11 protein-coding genes and 1 pseudogene are annotated in these 16,560 nt (G+C 65.4%); 9 read left to right on the forward strand and 3 right to left on the reverse strand.

Features of this window, described 5'->3' with window-relative positions:
• Nucleotides 1-71 precede the first annotated feature (71 nt).
• Entirely contained in the window at nt 72-944 is an 873-nt protein-coding gene (locus HMPREF2874_RS05660) for a DUF6318 family protein (RefSeq protein ID WP_070649293.1), read from the reverse strand.
• A 388-nt stretch (nt 945-1,332) separates the two neighbouring features.
• Between HMPREF2874_RS05660 and HMPREF2874_RS05665 the strand changes: the two genes are divergently transcribed.
• Nucleotides 1,333-3,159 carry a dynamin family protein gene (locus tag HMPREF2874_RS05665; protein ID WP_070649295.1) on the forward strand — a complete coding sequence of 609 codons (1,827 nt, stop codon included), beginning with the start codon at nt 1,333-1,335 and terminating at the stop codon, nt 3,157-3,159.
• A 76-nt stretch (nt 3,160-3,235) separates the two neighbouring features.
• A complete protein-coding gene (locus HMPREF2874_RS05670; RefSeq protein WP_070649297.1) occupies nt 3,236-5,128 on the forward strand; it encodes a GTPase in 1,893 nt (630 codons plus the stop codon).
• Between the two features lie 165 nt (nt 5,129-5,293).
• Here HMPREF2874_RS05670 and HMPREF2874_RS05675 read toward each other — a convergent pair whose 3' ends face one another.
• Nucleotides 5,294-6,103: an IclR family transcriptional regulator gene (locus tag HMPREF2874_RS05675; RefSeq protein ID WP_168165157.1), complete on the reverse strand. Its 810-nt coding sequence runs from the start codon at nt 6,101-6,103 to the stop codon at nt 5,294-5,296.
• 537 nt (nt 6,104-6,640) lie between these two features.
• On the opposite strand from HMPREF2874_RS05675, the gene leuC reads away from it, so the two are divergent.
• The gene (leuC, locus tag HMPREF2874_RS05680) at nt 6,641-8,083 is read left to right on the forward strand and encodes a 3-isopropylmalate dehydratase large subunit (protein WP_070649299.1); all 1,443 of its coding nucleotides are present in this window, start codon (nt 6,641-6,643) and stop codon (nt 8,081-8,083) included.
• A 31-nt stretch (nt 8,084-8,114) separates the two neighbouring features.
• The gene (leuD, locus tag HMPREF2874_RS05685; RefSeq protein ID WP_049333154.1) at nt 8,115-8,708 is read left to right on the forward strand and encodes a 3-isopropylmalate dehydratase small subunit; all 594 of its coding nucleotides are present in this window, start codon (nt 8,115-8,117) and stop codon (nt 8,706-8,708) included.
• Nucleotides 8,709-8,821: 113 nt separating this feature from the next.
• On the opposite strand, the gene HMPREF2874_RS05690 is transcribed toward leuD, so the two are convergent.
• Nucleotides 8,822-10,324 carry a transcriptional initiation protein Tat gene (locus HMPREF2874_RS05690; RefSeq protein ID WP_246823784.1) on the reverse strand — a complete coding sequence of 501 codons (1,503 nt, stop codon included), beginning with the start codon at nt 10,322-10,324 and terminating at the stop codon, nt 8,822-8,824.
• Nucleotides 10,325-10,861: 537 nt separating this feature from the next.
• Here HMPREF2874_RS05690 and murA point away from each other — a divergent pair.
• From murA to HMPREF2874_RS09385, 5 genes and pseudogenes are all read left to right on the forward strand, one after another.
• The gene (murA, locus tag HMPREF2874_RS05695; protein WP_049333152.1) at nt 10,862-12,295 is read left to right on the forward strand and encodes a UDP-N-acetylglucosamine 1-carboxyvinyltransferase; all 1,434 of its coding nucleotides are present in this window, start codon (nt 10,862-10,864) and stop codon (nt 12,293-12,295) included.
• The gene (locus HMPREF2874_RS05700) at nt 12,295-13,152 is read left to right on the forward strand and encodes a lysophospholipid acyltransferase family protein (RefSeq protein WP_070649302.1); all 858 of its coding nucleotides are present in this window, start codon (nt 12,295-12,297) and stop codon (nt 13,150-13,152) included. Before murA ends, HMPREF2874_RS05700 begins: the two co-directional genes overlap by 1 nt.
• 108 nt (nt 13,153-13,260) lie before the next feature.
• Nucleotides 13,261-14,379 (forward strand): NAD(P)H-dependent glycerol-3-phosphate dehydrogenase, encoded by a 1,119-nt coding sequence (locus HMPREF2874_RS05705; RefSeq protein WP_070649304.1) that lies wholly within the window; start codon nt 13,261-13,263, stop codon nt 14,377-14,379.
• Between the two features lie 267 nt (nt 14,380-14,646).
• Nucleotides 14,647-15,765, forward strand: a complete 1,119-nt coding sequence (locus tag HMPREF2874_RS05710) for a D-alanine--D-alanine ligase family protein (protein WP_070649306.1) — start codon at nt 14,647-14,649, stop codon at nt 15,763-15,765.
• Between the two features lie 439 nt (nt 15,766-16,204).
• Nucleotides 16,205-16,560: pseudogene (locus HMPREF2874_RS09385) on the forward strand (hypothetical protein); the annotation flags it as partial.

Raw genomic sequence — 16,560 nt, forward strand, 5'->3', positions numbered from 1 at the left:
CTATAGAGTTCGCGCCCGGCACACAAATAAACCCCCACGTCCGTGCCCTATGTCACCTGCAACGGGAGGATTTACTTGGAGCCCTGAAGATATCGGGTGGCCTTCGCCGTGGCCTGCGGTGAGGGGGTCGCGTTAGGGGTTGGCTGAGCACTCGAACCGGTCGAGGGGGTAGCAATCGCGCTGGGGGAAGCCTGCGGATCCTCTAGCATCTGCCAACCCTCCTCGCCAAAGTACACGTAGACATCAGCCTGAGACTTGTGACCGTACACCTTGGTGAGAAGCTCGCGCTGAAGCGTCTCGTGATTGAAGAGGAACGCCGACTCATCCACCTTGAGCGTGGCCTTCCAGCAGTACACGTCTGCCGTCGAAACGGGAACCGGCTGGGCGCTGTCCAGGTTGATGCACAGGGGAGCGTTGCTCTTCGACACGAGCCAACCGATGTTGTAACGGTAAATATCGCGGTACATGTTGGTCATGTGGTTGAACCGTTCCTGGCCGGGCAGATCCATGAAGGGTTCGGTGTTGCCGGTGAGGAACATGTAGTTCTGCGCGGCGCTCCAGTACTGCAGGAACGAGTGCAGACCCTCGACGCTACGCTCACCCAACTCCTCGGGCTTGAGGGGACGGGGAACGTTGACGGCGCGGTGGCTGAGCGTTCCGGAGGAGAAGACACCCTCGCGTTCAAAATAGCGGTCGGGGAGAATCACGGGGCCGCGACCGTCCAACGCCGAAGCCGGCAGCGGCTCGGCGCGACGAATACTGCGAGAAACGGCAGCCGAGGTCGGGCCGGTCGAAGCGGTGGGCTCGGGTACCGAGTCGTCCGACGCCTTACCGGTGGACTCCTTAATATCGGAAGAGGATGCGCCGCAGGCAGTTGCGAGTACGCTAAACGCCGCCCCGGAGGAGAGCGCCAGAAGGCGGCGGCGAGAGAGCGATTCGGGCATGCAGACCTTTCGCGGTGAGAGTACATGGGCAGGTGGAGCCCCCTCGGTTCGGCGGGCCGGTGAGAACCTCGCGGCGAACCGTAGGGGAACCGGGTGTGCACCGGACGGTCATAAACCGGTGCGCACCGTATGCGCGGGAAGGCGAACGCGGGAGTGAACCGCGACCCGACCCGAAAAGTAAATGCGTCGTGTCAGACGATTTTAGGGACTTTTTTGGGGCCCTCACGCGAGTATATGCCTCTCAGCGTAAAAAGTTATCAAATCTTTATTTTTCTCCTCTCAGTAGGGCGGGAGCGAACGAACCAATGTGTTCGGAACAACCCCTATAAAATTGCCCCCGCTGACCTCCATAACGGTGTGACGGCGCGGGCTGTGGGACAATAACGCTGTGACTACCACCGATTATGCGCAGCTTCAGGCAGTGCGCGAACTCCTCACTCGCATCCCCCTCTCACTGGACATCGACCCCGAAGAAACCGGCCTTCCTCGGGAGGGGCACGACGGCGCTCGCGAGGCCGCCTCCGCAACGATAGACACCGCCTCCGCCCGGGCCCTGATCGCCTCCATGACCCGGCAGCTTGACGACTACATCCTGCCCCGCAGCGCCAGCATGGACAGCCCGCTTACCATCGTGGTCGGCGGCTCCACCGGCGCCGGCAAATCCACCCTGGTCAACACTCTGTTGGGCGAGCCCCTCACCCAATCCGGCGCGATTCGACCCACCACCCGCCACCCCGTGCTGCTCTACCGCGCCGAAGACGAGGCCGCCCTGGCCCCCGACCGTTTTCTGCCGACCCTGCCCCGCACCCGCACCTCCGGCATGAACGCCGGATCGCAGGCACTACCCGGCCTCGACCCGAAGATTGCGCGCGCCCTCATTCCTATTACTACCTCGGCGCTGCCGCAGGGCATCGCGCTCATCGACGCGCCCGATATCGACTCGGTCTCCGAAGAGAACCGCACCCTCGCCAAGGAACTGCTTTCCGCCGCCGATCTGTGGCTCTTCGTCACCACCGCCAACCGCTACGCCGACGCCGTGCCCTGGGAACTGCTCCACGCGGCGGCCGCGCGCTCCATCGCAATCGCCGTGGTGCTCAACCGCGTGCCCGAAGGCGACGAAGAAGCCATCGAGACCGACCTGCGACGTATGCTCGACGAGGCGGGGATCGAGGCCGTGCTGATCCACACCGTGACCGAGCAGCCGCGCGACGATCGAGGGCTTATCAACCCCATCAGCCTGGCCCCGCTCACCCTGTGGATTCGCGAGCTCGGGGCCGACGCGCCCGCCCGCGCCGCCATCGCCCGCACGACACTTGCAGGAACCGTCGAGACGCTCGCCCGGAACCTGCGCACCCTCGCCCTCGAGCAGGAGGGGCAGCAGGCCTCCCACCGCGCCCTGGCCCAGGTCGCCGCCGAAGAGTACGAAAAGGCCCTGGCGGGTATCGACGTGGCGCTCTCGGACGGCTCGCTGCTACGCGGCGAGGTGCTCTCGCGCTGGCACGACTTCGTGGGCACCGGCGACTTCTTCCGCTCTCTGGACAGCACCATCGGCCGCCTGCGCGACCGTGTGGGCTCGGCGCTGCGGGGCCAACCTGCCGCCGCGCAGAAGGTCGAGGACGCTCTCGAAAGCGGCATCTACGCCGTGGTCGTGGACGCCGCCTCCCGAGCCTCCGAAGGCACCCGCGCCCGCTGGCGTTCAACCCGCGCCGGCCGCTCCCTGCTGCACCGGCTGGACGCGGCCCCCGACCCGACCGCCGGCGCCACGCCCGAGGAAGAGTTCTCGGCCGCCGTGGCCGCGGAAATCCGCCTCTGGCAGGCCTCGGTGCTCGACATGATCCGCGAGGAGGGCGCCGGCAAGCGCCAGCGCGCCCGATTCCTCTCGCTGAGCGTCAACGCCGTGGCCGTGCTCATGATGGTCGCCGCGTTCAGCCTTACGGGAGGTCTCACCGGCGTGGAGGTCGGCATCGCCGGCGGTAGCGGCGTGGTTGGCGCCAAGCTCCTCGAATCCATCTTCGGCGAGGACGCCGTGCGCCGCATGGCCACCCGGGCCCGCACCGACCTGCTCGAACGCATGGGTGCCCTGCTGCGCGAGCACGGACGCCCCTTCACCGAATTGTTGGCGGAAACCGAACCCGAAGTGCCCGCCGAAACGGTCTGGGACGCGGCCCGCGGCGTGCAATCGCTTGCCGAGGCCATGACCGCTGAGAGCGCCTAGCCACAGGAACCACCTCTTCCCGGCAGCGGGTCTTAGCCCCCAGCCAACACCCACCAGACCTTCCAGAAAGCCCACTATGACCACCCACAACCCCCGAGGTGACCGCCCGAACCCGCCGGCGGAACCCCAGGCTCCCCGGGCCGTCTCAACCTTTGCCCGGGCCGTCGCGAGCCTCAACGACGCGCTGGAATACGGCCGCGACCGCCTCCCCGAATCCGTGGTGCTCGAAGCCTCCGAGGCCCTCGAACGCCTGAGCCGCCGCCGCGAGCTCTCCACCGAGCACACCATCATCGGCTTCTTCGGCGCGACCGGCAGCGGCAAGTCCACGCTCTTCAACGCCGTGGCGGGGTACCCCATCGCCCGCTCGGCGCCCACGCGCCCCACGACCTCCGCGGTGCAGGCCGCCGTCTGGGGTGCCGAGGACAGCGACGAACTGCTGGACTGGCTGGGCATCGAGAACCGCGTTTACCCCCAGAGCACGGAATTTATCCGGGACGTCGAGGGGCAGACGCAGAACGCCGCGAGCGCGCAGCCCGCACCCAACGCGGTGACCGAGCCGGCCCCGGGCCTCTTCAACCGCATCCGGCGCATGGTGGGCCGCGGCGAAACCCGCACCCGCACCGGCGGCCTAATTCTGCTGGACATGCCCGACTTCGATTCCGTCACCACCGCCAACCGCGAGCTTGCCGCCCGCATGATGCGCTACGTGGATGTGCTCGTCTGGGTTGTCGACCCCCAGAAGTACGCCGATGCGGTGATTCACAGCGAGTTCATGGTGCCGCTGGCCGCCTCCGGCGCGCAGACCCTCTGCGTTCTCAACCAGGCCGATAAGCTTGAGCCTTCCGAGGTGCCCGCCGTGCTGGCCTCTCTGACGCACCTGATGCAGGCCGAAGGTACCGACCGGCACCTGCTGGCTCCGCCCCTGGCCGTCTCGGCCCGAACCGGTGAGGGAATGGACGCGCTCCGCGATCTGCTGGCTCAGGTGGCCGCCGCGAAGAGTGCCTCGCTGCAGAGCACGGACGCCCAGCTGCACGCCATCGCCAACGATTTGCGCGCCTACGCCGGGGGAGAGGGGACGGTCCTGGCCGGAACCTACGCGCTGAACGCCGAGCGGGAGCTGACGCAGGCCTGCTACGATGCGAGCCCCGCCGCCCAGGTTTTGAAGGCGGCCACCGAGTCGTACCGCCGTGCGGCCCGCACCCGCACCGGCTGGATCGCCACGCGCTGGGTGGGACGCCTGAAGGCCGACCCCCTGCGCCGCCTTCACCTCGGAACCGGTTCCGAAGGAAAGAACGGCACAAAGAGCGACGCGAAGGGCGGGCGCGAGAAGGGTGCCGGGGCCTCGAACCCCGGGATGCTGGGCGGGTACGCCCAGGATTCCGCGCCCGAGCTCGTGGCCCCCTCGCTGCCCCCGCTGAGCGCCGCACAGAAGGCAAACATGGCCAACGCGGTGCGCCGCTACGGCTCGCGCATGGGACAGAACGTGAGTGAACCCTGGAAGCGTTCCCTCGGCGAGGCAGCCCTCTCGCGGGAGTCCGAGCTGCCGACCCTGATTGAGCGTGACATCGCGCGCATCGACTACACGCGCGGCCGCCAGCGTGCCCCGTGGGCGGTCTTCAACGTGTTGCAGTGGCTGGCCCTGCTCAGCGCCCTGGTGGGCGTGGCCTGGCTGACCCTCATCGCGGGGCTGGGCTATCTGCAGATTCAGCTGCCGCCGCCTCCCGCCCCCGAGGGGTTCCCGGTGCCCCTGCCGACCCTGCTCGTCATCCTGGGCGTGCTGCTGGGCATTGCCGCCGCCGGACTGGGGCGGCTACTGACGGCCTGGGGTGCCCAACGCTACGCTCGCCGCCTGCGCGTCCGCCTGAACGCTGGGGTCGAGGAGGCGGTCCGCTCCTGCGTCATCGAGCCCGTGCGGGCGGAGGCTCAGCGCTTGCAGGCCTACCGTTCGGCGCTCGAGATTCGGCCCTAGCGGGATAGTCGGGACCTCTCAGGCCGGCGCCCATGCCAGGGGGGGCTGACTCGGAGCCCAGCCCCGGCGCGCGCCAGCCCGAATACAAATAGTCCCTCCCCGCCGGAAAAGGTGGGGAGGGACTATTAGTCTGTGAGGTGCTGTTGCTGCGAGGCGCCGCTGAAACTAGCCGACCTCGTTGGGGTCGGCGGGGGTTTCCGCCTCGCTGTCAACGTGTCCGTGCGAGGCCGAAAGCTCGCGCAGGCCCTCGGTGATGGCGTGCGCGGCCTTGAAGACCAGCTCGGGGTAGTTGCGGTTGGGCTGACGGGTCATGCGGTCGATCGGGCCCGAGATGGACACGGCCGCAATCACCTTGCCGCCGGGCGCGCGCACGGGGGCCGAAACTGAGGCGGTGCCGCGTTCGCGCTCGCCCACGGACTGTGCCCAGCCGATGCGGCGCACGGCCGCGAGCATGGCGGCGCTGAAGTGGGCGTCACGCAGGCCCTCGACGATGCGGTTCTGGTCTTCCCACGCCAGCAGCACCTGTGCGGCGGAGCCGGCCTGCATGGACAGCTGGGTGCCCAGGGGGATGGACTCGTGCATGCCGGAGGGGCGGGGAGCGGTCGCGACGCATACGCGCCAATCGCCCTGACGGCGGTACAGCTGGGTGGACTCGTCGGCGTCGATGCTGAGCTGCTGCAGAATCGGGTTGGCCACGGTGGTGAGCTCGTCAGAGATCGTGGCGGAGGCCAGCTCGGTCAGGCGCGGGCCGAGCATGAAGCGGCCCTGCACGTCGCGGGCCACGAGGCGGTGGTGGGCCAGGGCCACGGCGAGGCGGTGTGCGGTGGGGCGTGCCAGGCCGGTGGCCTTGACGAGATCGCCCAGGGAGACGGGGCCGGCCTCGAGGCAGTCGAGGATGAGCGTGGCCTTGTCGAGCACACCCACGCCGGAGGAACCGTGGGAGTGTACCTCTACCACTTGCTCATCTGCGTTCATATGCTCGGGCGGCTTGACGGGGTCGATGATCGGTGCGTTGTGTTGTGTGGATGCGTTGACGTGACGCATTCCGTGTGCGCTGAAACGTGATGCGGAAGGAGTCATTCCTTCATTCTATCTCAGAATATGAAAGATAACCCGGACTTTGTGGACTCATAGGTGTGCAGAGTCGAAGATTGAAGGACCGCCTTCGGTGTAAATTATGAATGTTTCATAATAAGTGTTTGTGTGGGTTTATCGCCGAAAATATGCGAAAATCCCCGCTCGATACCGGGAAAATTCGTGAATTTTTGATAGGTTCACGGATGAAGCCCACACAAAAACACGGGGTGTTCGGAGTGAGTTTCGGTCCGTCTCACGGGCTAAGAACTCATGAAAATTTATGCGACACGCCGCAGGAAAATACTGGTTTGACGGTAGTTGCGGGTACATAATCCGCTCCCCACCTGCCGTTCCGGAAGTCCGAGCCCAAAAGCCCGAACCGCCTCTCGGTCGTCGCGCCCCACACCGCAGCAACGCATCACAGCAGGAGAAACTATGACTAGCGAACAGAACGCACACCCCGCGGACGCTCGTCCGCGCACCCTCGCCGAGAAGGTCTGGGACGCCCACGTTGTCGTCCCCGGCGAAAACGGCAAGCCCGACCTGCTCTACATCGACCTGCAGCTTCTGCACGAGGTGACCTCGCCCCAGGCCTTCGAGGGCCTGCGCATCGAGAACCGCCCCCTGCGCCGTCTCGACCTGACCATCGCCACCGAGGATCACAACACCCCCACCGACAACATCTTCGGCACCATCGCCGACCTAACCAGCCGCACCCAGATTGAGACCCTGCGCCGCAACGCCAAGGAATTTGGCGTGCGCATCCACTCCCTGGGCGACAAGGAACAGGGCATCGTGCACGTGGTCGGCCCGCAGCTCGGCCTGACCATGCCCGGCATGACCATCGTCTGCGGTGACTCCCATACCTCCACCCACGGCGCGTTCGGTGCGCTGGCCTTCGGTATCGGCACCTCCGAGGTGGAGCACGTCATGGCCACCCAGACCCTGCCCCTGGCACGCTTCAAGACCATGGCCATCAACGTTGAGGGCACCCTTAAGCCCGGCGTGACCGCTAAGGACATCATCCTCGCCGTCATCGCGCAGATCGGCACCGGCGGCGGCCAGGGCTACGTGCTCGAGTACCGCGGTTCCGCCATCCGCTCCCTCTCCATGGAGGGCCGCATGACCATGTGCAACATGTCCATCGAGGCGGGTGCACGCGCCGGTATGGTCGCCCCCGACGAGACCACCTTCGAGTACATCAAGGGCCGCCCGCACGCCCCCAAGGGTGAAGAGTGGGACAAGGCCGTGGAGTACTGGAAGACCCTGCCCACCGACGAGGGTGCCGTCTTCGACAAGGAAATCTTCATCAACGCCGACGAGCTCGAGCCCTTTGTTACCTGGGGCACCAACCCCGGCCAGGGCGTGCCGCTGAGCCAGTCCGTGCCGTCCCCCGACGACTTTGAGGACGAGAACGACAAGGTTGCCGCAACCCGCGCCCTCGAGTACATGGGCCTGGAGGCGGGTACCCCCATGAAGGAAATCCCCGTGGACGTCGTCTTCCTGGGCTCCTGCACTAACTCCCGCATCGAGGACCTGCGCGCCGCGGCCGACATCGTGCGCGGCCGCACCATCGCCGAGAACGTGCGCATGATGGTCGTGCCCGGCTCCCAGAAGGTGCGCGCACAGGCCGAAGAAGAGGGCCTGGACAAGGTCTTCAAGGACTTCGGTGCCGATTGGCGATTCGCTGGCTGCTCCATGTGCCTGGGCATGAACCCCGACCAGCTGGCACCCGGCGAGCGCTGCGCCTCCACCTCGAACCGTAACTTTGAAGGACGCCAGGGCAAGGGCGGCCGCACCCACCTGGTCTCCCCGGTGGTTGCCGCCGCAACCGCCGTGCGCGGTACCCTGTCCGCACCGTCCGACGTTCTGGCGTAATACGCCACCGACGCTATAAAGGAGAGCCATTATGGAACCCATTATTAAGCACACCGGTATCGGCGTACCGCTGCGTTCTTCGAATGTTGATACCGACCAGATTATCCCCGCGGTCTACCTCAAGCGCGTGACCAAGACCGGCTTCGACGACGCGCTCTTCGCCAACTGGCGCAAGGACCCCGAGTTCATCCTGAACCAGGAGCCCTACAAGCACGGTAGCGTTCTGGTGGCCGGCCCCGACTTCGGCACCGGTTCCTCGCGTGAGCACGCCGTGTGGGCGCTGCGCGACTACGGTTTCAAGGTCGTTATCTCCGCTCGCTTTGCCGATATTTTCCGCGGTAACTCGGGCAAGCAGGGCCTGGTGACCGCCCAGGTCGCCCAGGATGACATCGAGCTGATTTGGAAGGCCCTGGAGCACGAGCCCGGCACCGAAATCACGGTTGACCTGGAGTCGAAGACCGTGACCGTGGGTGCGCTGGTCGTTCCCTTCGAGATTGACGACTACGTGCGCTGGCGCCTCATGGAGGGCCTGGACGACATCGGCCTGACCCTGCAGAACATTGACGCCATCGAGGCGTACGAGGCGAAGCGCCCCTCCTGGATGCCGCGCACTCAGGAGCTCTAAACGCCTTCACCTCGCTGCCGCGAGAGTACCGAATAGCTAAAAGCTCGGGGCGGTCACCGAAAAGGTGACCGCCCCGAGCTTTTGTCATGCGCGTGGAATACCGCGGAATAGCGTTAGGCGGCCTCTCCCGTGATGGGGGAAGCGAGGGATGCGTTCTCCGAGCAGTTGTACAGCTGCACCGAGCCGGGGGAGCGCACGCCCACCTGCGAGTTCGCGTTCTTTGCGGTGGACAGGCTGAAGTCGCTCACCAGCTCGTGGTTGATGTAGCTGCCGCCCGCACCGCCGCCGCTGCTCATCGCGGTGACGGAGGTGATGCTGCCTCCCTCGTTGAACTGCACCTGGCGGCCGAAGACGTCATCAAAGTAGGTGGCGGCCGTCCAGATGTTCAGGGCCGCACCGCCGCCGCCGTATCCAGCGCCGCCACCCGAGGCGATGCTGGTCAGGCTGAACCTATCCTGATCGTGGGCGATGAGGGCACCAGAGCCGCCTCGACCCTTGTACCCGGAGGTAGCCTCGGAGCCTCCGGTGCCCTTGACGCCGGTGACCACGGAGTCGCCGTCGTAGCTGTAGTAGGGCGGGAACTCGACGTTCTCAAACCAGGGGGTCTTCATGTCCTTGAGCGTCAGCTGGCGATCGGCGCCGAGTACGCCGATGAGTGCCTCTCCGGTCGTGCCGGGTACGCCCGCGCGGCCCGGGGTGCCTCCGGTGACGCTGATGCGCAGGTCCATGTCTTCGTCCCAGGTGGTGACGGGGTGGAGAATCTGGTAGGGTCTCGCCATGAGCATGCCGCCCTGGCCGTCGTTATCCTGGCTCGCGTCGGCCCCGGCGTTGCCGCCGCCGATAGCGGTACCGGCACCATCCGCGGCAATGCGCATGGCCGGGTTGAGCTGGTCATCGGGGGCTTCTGAAAAGACCGCGAAGTGGCTTGCGAGGGTCGCGAACTGCGCGCCGCCTCCGCCAGCGCCAGCCACGGCTACCACGGTGACGGTGCCGTTGCGGACCAGCTCGATAGCGGAGGAGCCGCCGCCGGAGGCTCCGTAGACGATGCCGGAGGTGCTCTCGGGGGTCTGGGCCTGGCCGATCTGCGTGCTGGAGCCGGTGGAGTCGCCGCCCGCCGCGTAACCGCCGCCGCCGAGTGCGGGGCGGGTGCCGGATGCGGCACCGACGCCGCCGTTGCCGGCCCAGACGCGCAGGATATCGCCCTCCGAGACCTTCAGGATGCCGCTGAGCTGGGCACCCGCGCCTCCACCGATGAGGTAGGAGTCAGTCTCTTGGGCAAGGTACGAGGGGGTAAAGGAGGAGGTGGCTCCGCCTGCGCCGCCGATCAGATCGAAACGCACGCGGCCGGTGCCCTGCGGAACGATCCATTCGCTGTAGGCCCCCTTCACGTCGTCGTAGCCGGTGGCCGCGGGCTTGAGGGAGAGGGCGGGGGTGCAGGCCTCGACGCTAGCTGCCCACGCCGGGATGGCGGAGCTTGCAAGGATGACGGGGGTGCTCCAGGCGGCTCCCCGAACGAGGTTGCGGCGCGACATCTTCGGCGATGCTACGGCTCGGGTGCCGGTGGTTCGGGAGTCGGCGTGATGCACGGTGGTGTGTGATTTGTGATGGTAGTTCATTGGGTTCTTTCGGTGTGTAGCGCGCAGGTGCAGCTGCGCACGTTATTGTAGGGGCGAAACGCGAGTAAGGTTCAAGTTCTGGGTTACGCTCAGGGTTTTCGACGATATATTTAGCCCCAATCCCGTATTTATTTGCGGTGTAATGAATTTTCAGGTATGTTAAATTATTTTTTTACGCGTTTCTCAAGTATTTTTCGGGGCGAGGCCTTGACCGCATCCATGCGCCTCAGAAACGTCAAGCGTCAAACCCGCGAGGTGGTATCCGCGCCGCCAAGCACCACAATCTGTCTGGCGGGGCGGGGGAGCGAGGTTAGCGTAGCGTCGCGTACTAGAGGTGCACCCTCCGCATAGTGGGCCCACTACGGGGGAACGTCCTTCCTTGTTTGGAGCACCTTTACACTGGGGCTTAGAATAATGATGAATATATGCGCCCGTTTCACCTTCGCGCTCGAAGGCACGGCACGTACACAACGCTGGCGCAGTTACACACGGTTTTCCGGTTCGGGTCGCACCGACCGACGCTCCAAAGGATTTTTAATGACTGAGAACATCAGCAAGCTTCGCATCGAAGGTGGCACCCCGCTCGTCGGTGAGGTTCACGTACGCGGCGCCAAGAACCTGGTGCCCAAGGCGATGGTCGCAGCACTACACGGTTCGACCCCCTCGACCCTGCGCAACGTCCCCGACCTGAGCGACGTGGAGATCGTTACCACCCTGGTCGAACTGCACGGTGCGAAGGTTGACTACGATCCCGAGTCCGGTGTTCTCACCCTCAACCCCGCCCAGGACGCGACCACCGCGGCCAAGAACGCGGAGGAGATTCAGCTCTTCGGTGGTAACTCGCGTATTCCGATTCTGATGGTGGGCCCGCTGCTGCATACCCTGGGCACCGCGCGCATCCCCAACCTGGGCGGCTGCAAGATCGGTGACCGCCCCATCGACTACCACATGGCCGCGCTGCGTAAGTTCGGCGCCGTCGTCGAGAAGGACGACGAGACCGGCACCACCCTGATCGTGCCCGAAGAGGGCCTGAAGGGCGCCGAGATCGTGCTGAACTACCCCTCCGTGGGCGCTACCGAGCAGGTTCTGCTCACCGGCGTGCGCGCCAAGGGCAAGACCGTTCTGCGCAACGCCGCGATTGAGCCCGAGATTATTGACCTCATCGCCGTGCTGCAGAAGATGGGCGCCATCATCTTCATCAACGAGGACCGCACCATCGTCATCGAGGGCGTGGACGAGCTGACCGGCTACGACCACACCTCCCTGCCCGACCGCAACGAGTCCGCTTCCTGGGCCTCCGCGGCCCTGGCCACCGGCGGCGACATCTTCGTGCGCGGCGCGGCTCAGAAGGACATGACCGCGTTCCTGAACCAGTTCCGCAAGATGGGCGGCCTGTACGAGGTGACCAACGAGGGCATCCGCTTCACCCACCCCGCCCGCCGTACCCCCGGCGCAGAGCTCAAGCCCATCGTCTTTGAAACCAACGTGCACCCCGGCTTCATGACCGACTGGCAGCAGCCGCTCGTCGTGGCGCTGACCCAGGCCAAGGGTGCCTCCATCGTGCACGAGACCGTGTACGAGGAGCGCTTCGGCTTTACCAACGCCCTCAAGCAGATGGGCGCCGACATTGTGGTGATGCGCGATTGCGTGGGCGGCGCACCCTGCCGCTTCGAGGGTAAGGGCTACGGCCACTCCGCCATCATCTCCGGCCCCACCCCGCTGACCGGTGCCGACATCGAGGTTCCCGACCTGCGCGGCGGCTTCTCCCACATCATCGCGGCGCTGACCGCCAAGGGTACCTCCCACGTGAGCGGTGTTGAGCTGATTGCCCGCGGCTACGAGAACTTTGAGCAGAAGCTCAAGAACCTGGGCGCAAACTTTGAGGTGCTTAAGCGCAAGGCTTCCAAGGCCCCCAAGCCGGACGCCGCCATCGTCGTGGTGGAGCCCGAGGAAGTTGAGGTTCAGGGCTAATGAGCGGGCAGCAGGGAAAGAAGGCACTGCCGGAAATTGAACCCACCGCCTACGGCGATGCGCTCTACAAGGTGCTCGGTAACGCAGCGCGCGGGGTGTACAAGCTCATCGCGCGCGTCGAAATTACCGGCCGCGAGAACCTGCCGAAGAATGGCGGGTACATCATCGTTGCCAACCACACGACCGAGCTCGACCCGGTCACCGTGGCTTTCCCCGCGTTCGTCGACGGAGCCCTGCCGCGCTTCTTGGCGAAGGACTCGCTCTTCCGTGCTCCCGTGCTCGGCTACATCATGCGCAAGCTCGCGCACATCCCCGTGGTGCGCGGCTCGGTGGATGCCCGCAAGTCACTGATTACCGCTCGCAAGGTCGTGGAGGCCGGCGGCGCCGTCGTGATTTTCCCCGAGGGCACCACCACCCACGACCCGCAGCTGTGGCCCATGCAGGCCCGCACCGGCGCGGCTCGTCTGGCCCTGTCCACCGGCGCGCCCGTCTACCCGGTGGCGCACTGGGGTGACGAGCAGATTCTCGGTTACGTGGATGAGCCCGGCGAGGACGGCCGTGTGAAGGAAAAGCGCAAGATTTCGCTCTTCCCCCGCAAGACCGTGCGAGTAAAGGTCGGACCGGCCCTCGACATCGCTTCCCTCGTGGCCGACCCAAGCCCGGAGGCGAAGCACACCCGCACCGAGCTGGGCGTGGTCACCGACGCGATGCTGGACGCCATCACCGCCGAACTTGAGGAAATCCGCGGAGAGAGGGCCCCCGAGGGACGCTGGAACCCGCGCACCAAGCGCCGCGAAGCCCCCGGCACCCCCTCGGGTCCGGTCGGCGGCGCCCTCGGCGAACCGGACGCGAAGTAGACCTTCGCCCCGGCCGCCCGCGCGATCCCGGCTCGCACCCTCCCCTTACCAGCCACACCAATGCCCGCACCCCGCATCAGCGGGGAAGCGCGAGAGAGACAGATTCCCATGAGCTTCTTTGGACGAACCCCGGCACCGAGCCCCGAGTTCACCCTCTCACCCACCGTGGAATCCATTGCGATTCTCGGCGCGGGTAGCTGGGGCACAGCCTTCGCCAAGATCGCGGCGGACGCCGCTCGCGAGCGCGGCGACGACACCCGCGTGACCCTCATCGGTCGCGACGAGCAGGCCATGGCCGAGTGCGAACGCACCCGAGAGAACTCCCGCTACTTCCCGGGCATTAAGCTCCCCGACAACCTGCACTTCACCGCGGACGCGCCCTCGGCGCTGACCGGGGCAGACCTGGTGGTCCTGGCCCTGCCGGCACAGGTTTTGCGCTCGCAGCTGCAGAACTACGCCCGCTTCATCGAATCGGATGCGCTGCTGGTCTCCCTTGCCAAGGGCCTGGAAACCGGCACGGGCCTGCGCATGTCGCAGGTCATTACCGAGGAGCTGGAGGAAGCCCTCGCGATGCGCGGCGCGGATGTGCGCGCGATCGGCCACATTCCGCACCGCGTGTGCGTTCTCTCGGGACCGAACCTGGCGACCGAGATTATGGGGGAGGAGCCCACGGCATCCGTCGTGGCGGCCCGCACCCTGCCCGTGGCCGAGGCCGTGGCCCGCGCCATTGCCTGCGGCTACTTCCGCCCCTACACCAACACGGACGTGGTCGGCACCGAAATCGGCGGCCTGGTCAAGAACGTGATTGCCCTCTGCGTGGGTATCTGCGAGGGTCGCAACTACGGCGATAATTCGAAGGCCTCCATCATGACGCGCGGCCTGGCGGAGATTACCCGCCTGGCGGTGGCGCTGGGTGGCGAGGCCTCGACCATGAGCGGACTGGCCGGCATGGGCGACCTGATCGCCACCTGCTCCTCGCCGCTGTCCCGTAACCACACGGCCGGCCGCCTGCTGGCCGAGGGTATTGCGCCCGACCGCCTGCACGAGCACATGAGCCAGACGGCCGAGTCGATTAAGTCGGCTCCCGTGGTGGCCGAGCTGGCTCGCCGCCACGGCGTGGAAATGCCCATCGTGGAGGCCGTGGTGGCGGTGCTTTCGGGCCGTATCAGCATCGAGGACCTCGCCCCGAAGCTGCTGGGCCGCCGCCTCAAGCACGAGGGGCACTAGGGGCCGACAGAGGTGCGGGTCGCGTTGCGATCCGGGCCCCGAGGCTGGCCTGGCCGTTGGCCCCTTGCGCGCGGGCCCTCCGCGCGGACATACTAGAAAAAGATTTGCATCCAACGACGGATACCGTTGCGAACCCCGAACGTACGATGGCCGGGTGAGTCGCGGCGGTATTCGCGCGTTTGATGCTCAAACCCGTGACGTTCCAACCGACGCTCACCGTTCTGCCCTTCCGCCCGCGGTAAGGGGAACACCGACTAGGAGAAACACATGACCGAGAAGAAGACCGTCGCCCTGCTGTGCGGTGGCCGCTCCTCTGAGCACCCCATTTCGCTCATCACCGCCGCCGGCGTGCTGGGCGCTATTGACCGCACCGCCTACGACGTCATCACTATCGGCATCACCCGTGACGGCCGCTGGTACCTGACCGACGAGCAGCAGCTCGCCGAGCTGACCGCTGGCACCCGCGGTACCGCGGAGTTCCCTGCGGGCACCCAGCAGGTGTTCCTGCCGATGGGTGCAGGCGATTCCCGTCTGGCCCTGATTGACGAGGACGGTAACGTGACCCGCACCGCGCCGGTGGACGTCGTCTTCCCGCTGCTGCACGGCCCCTTTGGCGAGGACGGCACCGTGCAGGGTCTGCTGGAAATGGCCGACCTGCACTACGTGGGTTGCGGCGTGACCGCCTCGGCCGTGGGCATGGATAAGCACTTCATGAAGGTTGCCTTCGAGTCCGCCGGCCTGGAGGTCGGCCCCTACGAGGTCGTCACCAACCGCCAGTGGGAGCACGAGGATCGTGAGCAGATTCTGGAGCGCGTGCTGAAGTTGGGCTTCCCCCTGTTCGTCAAGCCGACCCGCGCCGGTTCCTCCTTCGGCATTACCAAGGTGGATTCGGTGGAGGAGCTCGTGCCCGCGATTGAAGAGGCACGCCGCCACGACCCGAAGATCATCATCGAGGCCGGCATCGTGGGCCGCGAAATCGAGTGCGCCGTGCTGGACGGTCACCACGGCGAGATGCCGCGCGCATCCTACCCCGGCGAAATTGAGGTTGTGGATCAGGATCACGGTTTCTACGATTTCGAGGCGAAGTACGTTTCTGAGTCTTCCGCTGTGACCGTGTGCCCGGCGAACCTGCCGCAGGATGTGCAGGAGCGCCTGCGCGAGCTGGCTGTGAAGGCATTCCTGGCACTGGACGGCGAGGGCCTGTCTCGTGCGGACTTCTTCTACACCGAGGACGGCCGCCTGGTCATCAACGAGGTGAACACCATGCCCGGCTTCACCCCGATTTCGATGTACAAGACCATGTGGGAGAACACCGGTATTTCCTACACCGACCTGATTAGCGAGCTGCTGACCCTGGCGATGGAACGCCCCCTGGGCCTGCGCTAGTTTCTGCATTAGCCGGGGCGCCGTATTCTGTCTTCCGTACGGTGCCCCGGCTTGTGTGCGCTCTCTCGGAGCCATTGCCCCCCACCGGCCGAGCCGTAGGGGGATTCTCTAGAATATATGAGAGACATTCTAATTTCTCTAGTGTGAAAAATCACTTGACGGTTATACTTTTAGGATGTCTTTGCGATTTATTGAGTAAAAGTGCATACCGATTAGGGGCAATGCAAATTTTCGCACAAGTGAATGTAATGCCCGCAAAGGGTAATAAACCCGAATAGGCGGTCGTAAAAATTCCTGACAAGCCCCGAAAGCATACCCAAAAGCGATAAGATAGACGGGAAAGAATCCGCTAATTCGGTAGAATAACTGATGGTGTTCCGTCGCTCGCTGATGGGATACCTATTCACTCACGAAATATCAGAAAGTCAAGGACAACCTTTTGGGAAAACGAAACCGTAAGGTGGTCTCTGCGAGTCTGGCGACAGCACTGGTTGCTTCCGGAAGCCCCTTTGTAGCCTCGTTTGCGCAGGATATACAGGATGCCGCCCAGGTACCGGTGCACCCCGAAAACGCTGCAGACCAAACCCTAGACCCCGCCGTTGACGAACATTCGCAGACGGCAGTTCCTACCCTAGCTACGGTGAGTGCGTGGCCTACCACCGAAGCTACTTCCTCCGCGACGGCCGATGCTGAGGCATCCCCTCGCGCTAGTTCTGATGCCCAGCCGACCCCGTCCGAGAGTGCTGCGCCGACCAAGGAAGCCACTCCGGCACCTTCTGAGAGTGCGGACCCCAC

Origin of the sequence: Rothia sp. HMSC068F09 (assembly GCF_001812775.1) — a bacterium.
GTDB classification, from domain to species: domain Bacteria; phylum Actinomycetota; class Actinomycetes; order Actinomycetales; family Micrococcaceae; genus Rothia; species Rothia mucilaginosa_A.

Bases quoted from the DNA above. Each gene is read 5' to 3' on its own strand.
- HMPREF2874_RS05710 (WP_070649306.1), top strand. From the start codon at position 14,647: ATGACCGAGAAGAAGACCGTCGCCCTGCTGTGCGGTGGCCGCTCCTCT.
- HMPREF2874_RS05700 (WP_070649302.1), top strand. From the start codon at position 12,295: ATGAGCGGGCAGCAGGGAAAGAAGGCACTGCCGGAAATTGAACCCACC.
- murA (WP_049333152.1), top strand. From the start codon at position 10,862: ATGACTGAGAACATCAGCAAGCTTCGCATCGAAGGTGGCACCCCGCTC.
- HMPREF2874_RS05660 (WP_070649293.1), bottom strand. From the start codon at position 944: ATGCCCGAATCGCTCTCTCGCCGCCGCCTTCTGGCGCTCTCCTCCGGG.
- HMPREF2874_RS05670 (WP_070649297.1), top strand. From the start codon at position 3,236: ATGACCACCCACAACCCCCGAGGTGACCGCCCGAACCCGCCGGCGGAA.
- HMPREF2874_RS05705 (WP_070649304.1), top strand. From the start codon at position 13,261: ATGAGCTTCTTTGGACGAACCCCGGCACCGAGCCCCGAGTTCACCCTC.
- leuD (WP_049333154.1), top strand. From the start codon at position 8,115: ATGGAACCCATTATTAAGCACACCGGTATCGGCGTACCGCTGCGTTCT.
- leuC (WP_070649299.1), top strand. From the start codon at position 6,641: ATGACTAGCGAACAGAACGCACACCCCGCGGACGCTCGTCCGCGCACC.
- HMPREF2874_RS05675 (WP_168165157.1), bottom strand. From the start codon at position 6,103: ATGAACGCAGATGAGCAAGTGGTAGAGGTACACTCCCACGGTTCCTCC.
- HMPREF2874_RS05690 (WP_246823784.1), bottom strand. From the start codon at position 10,324: ATGAACTACCATCACAAATCACACACCACCGTGCATCACGCCGACTCC.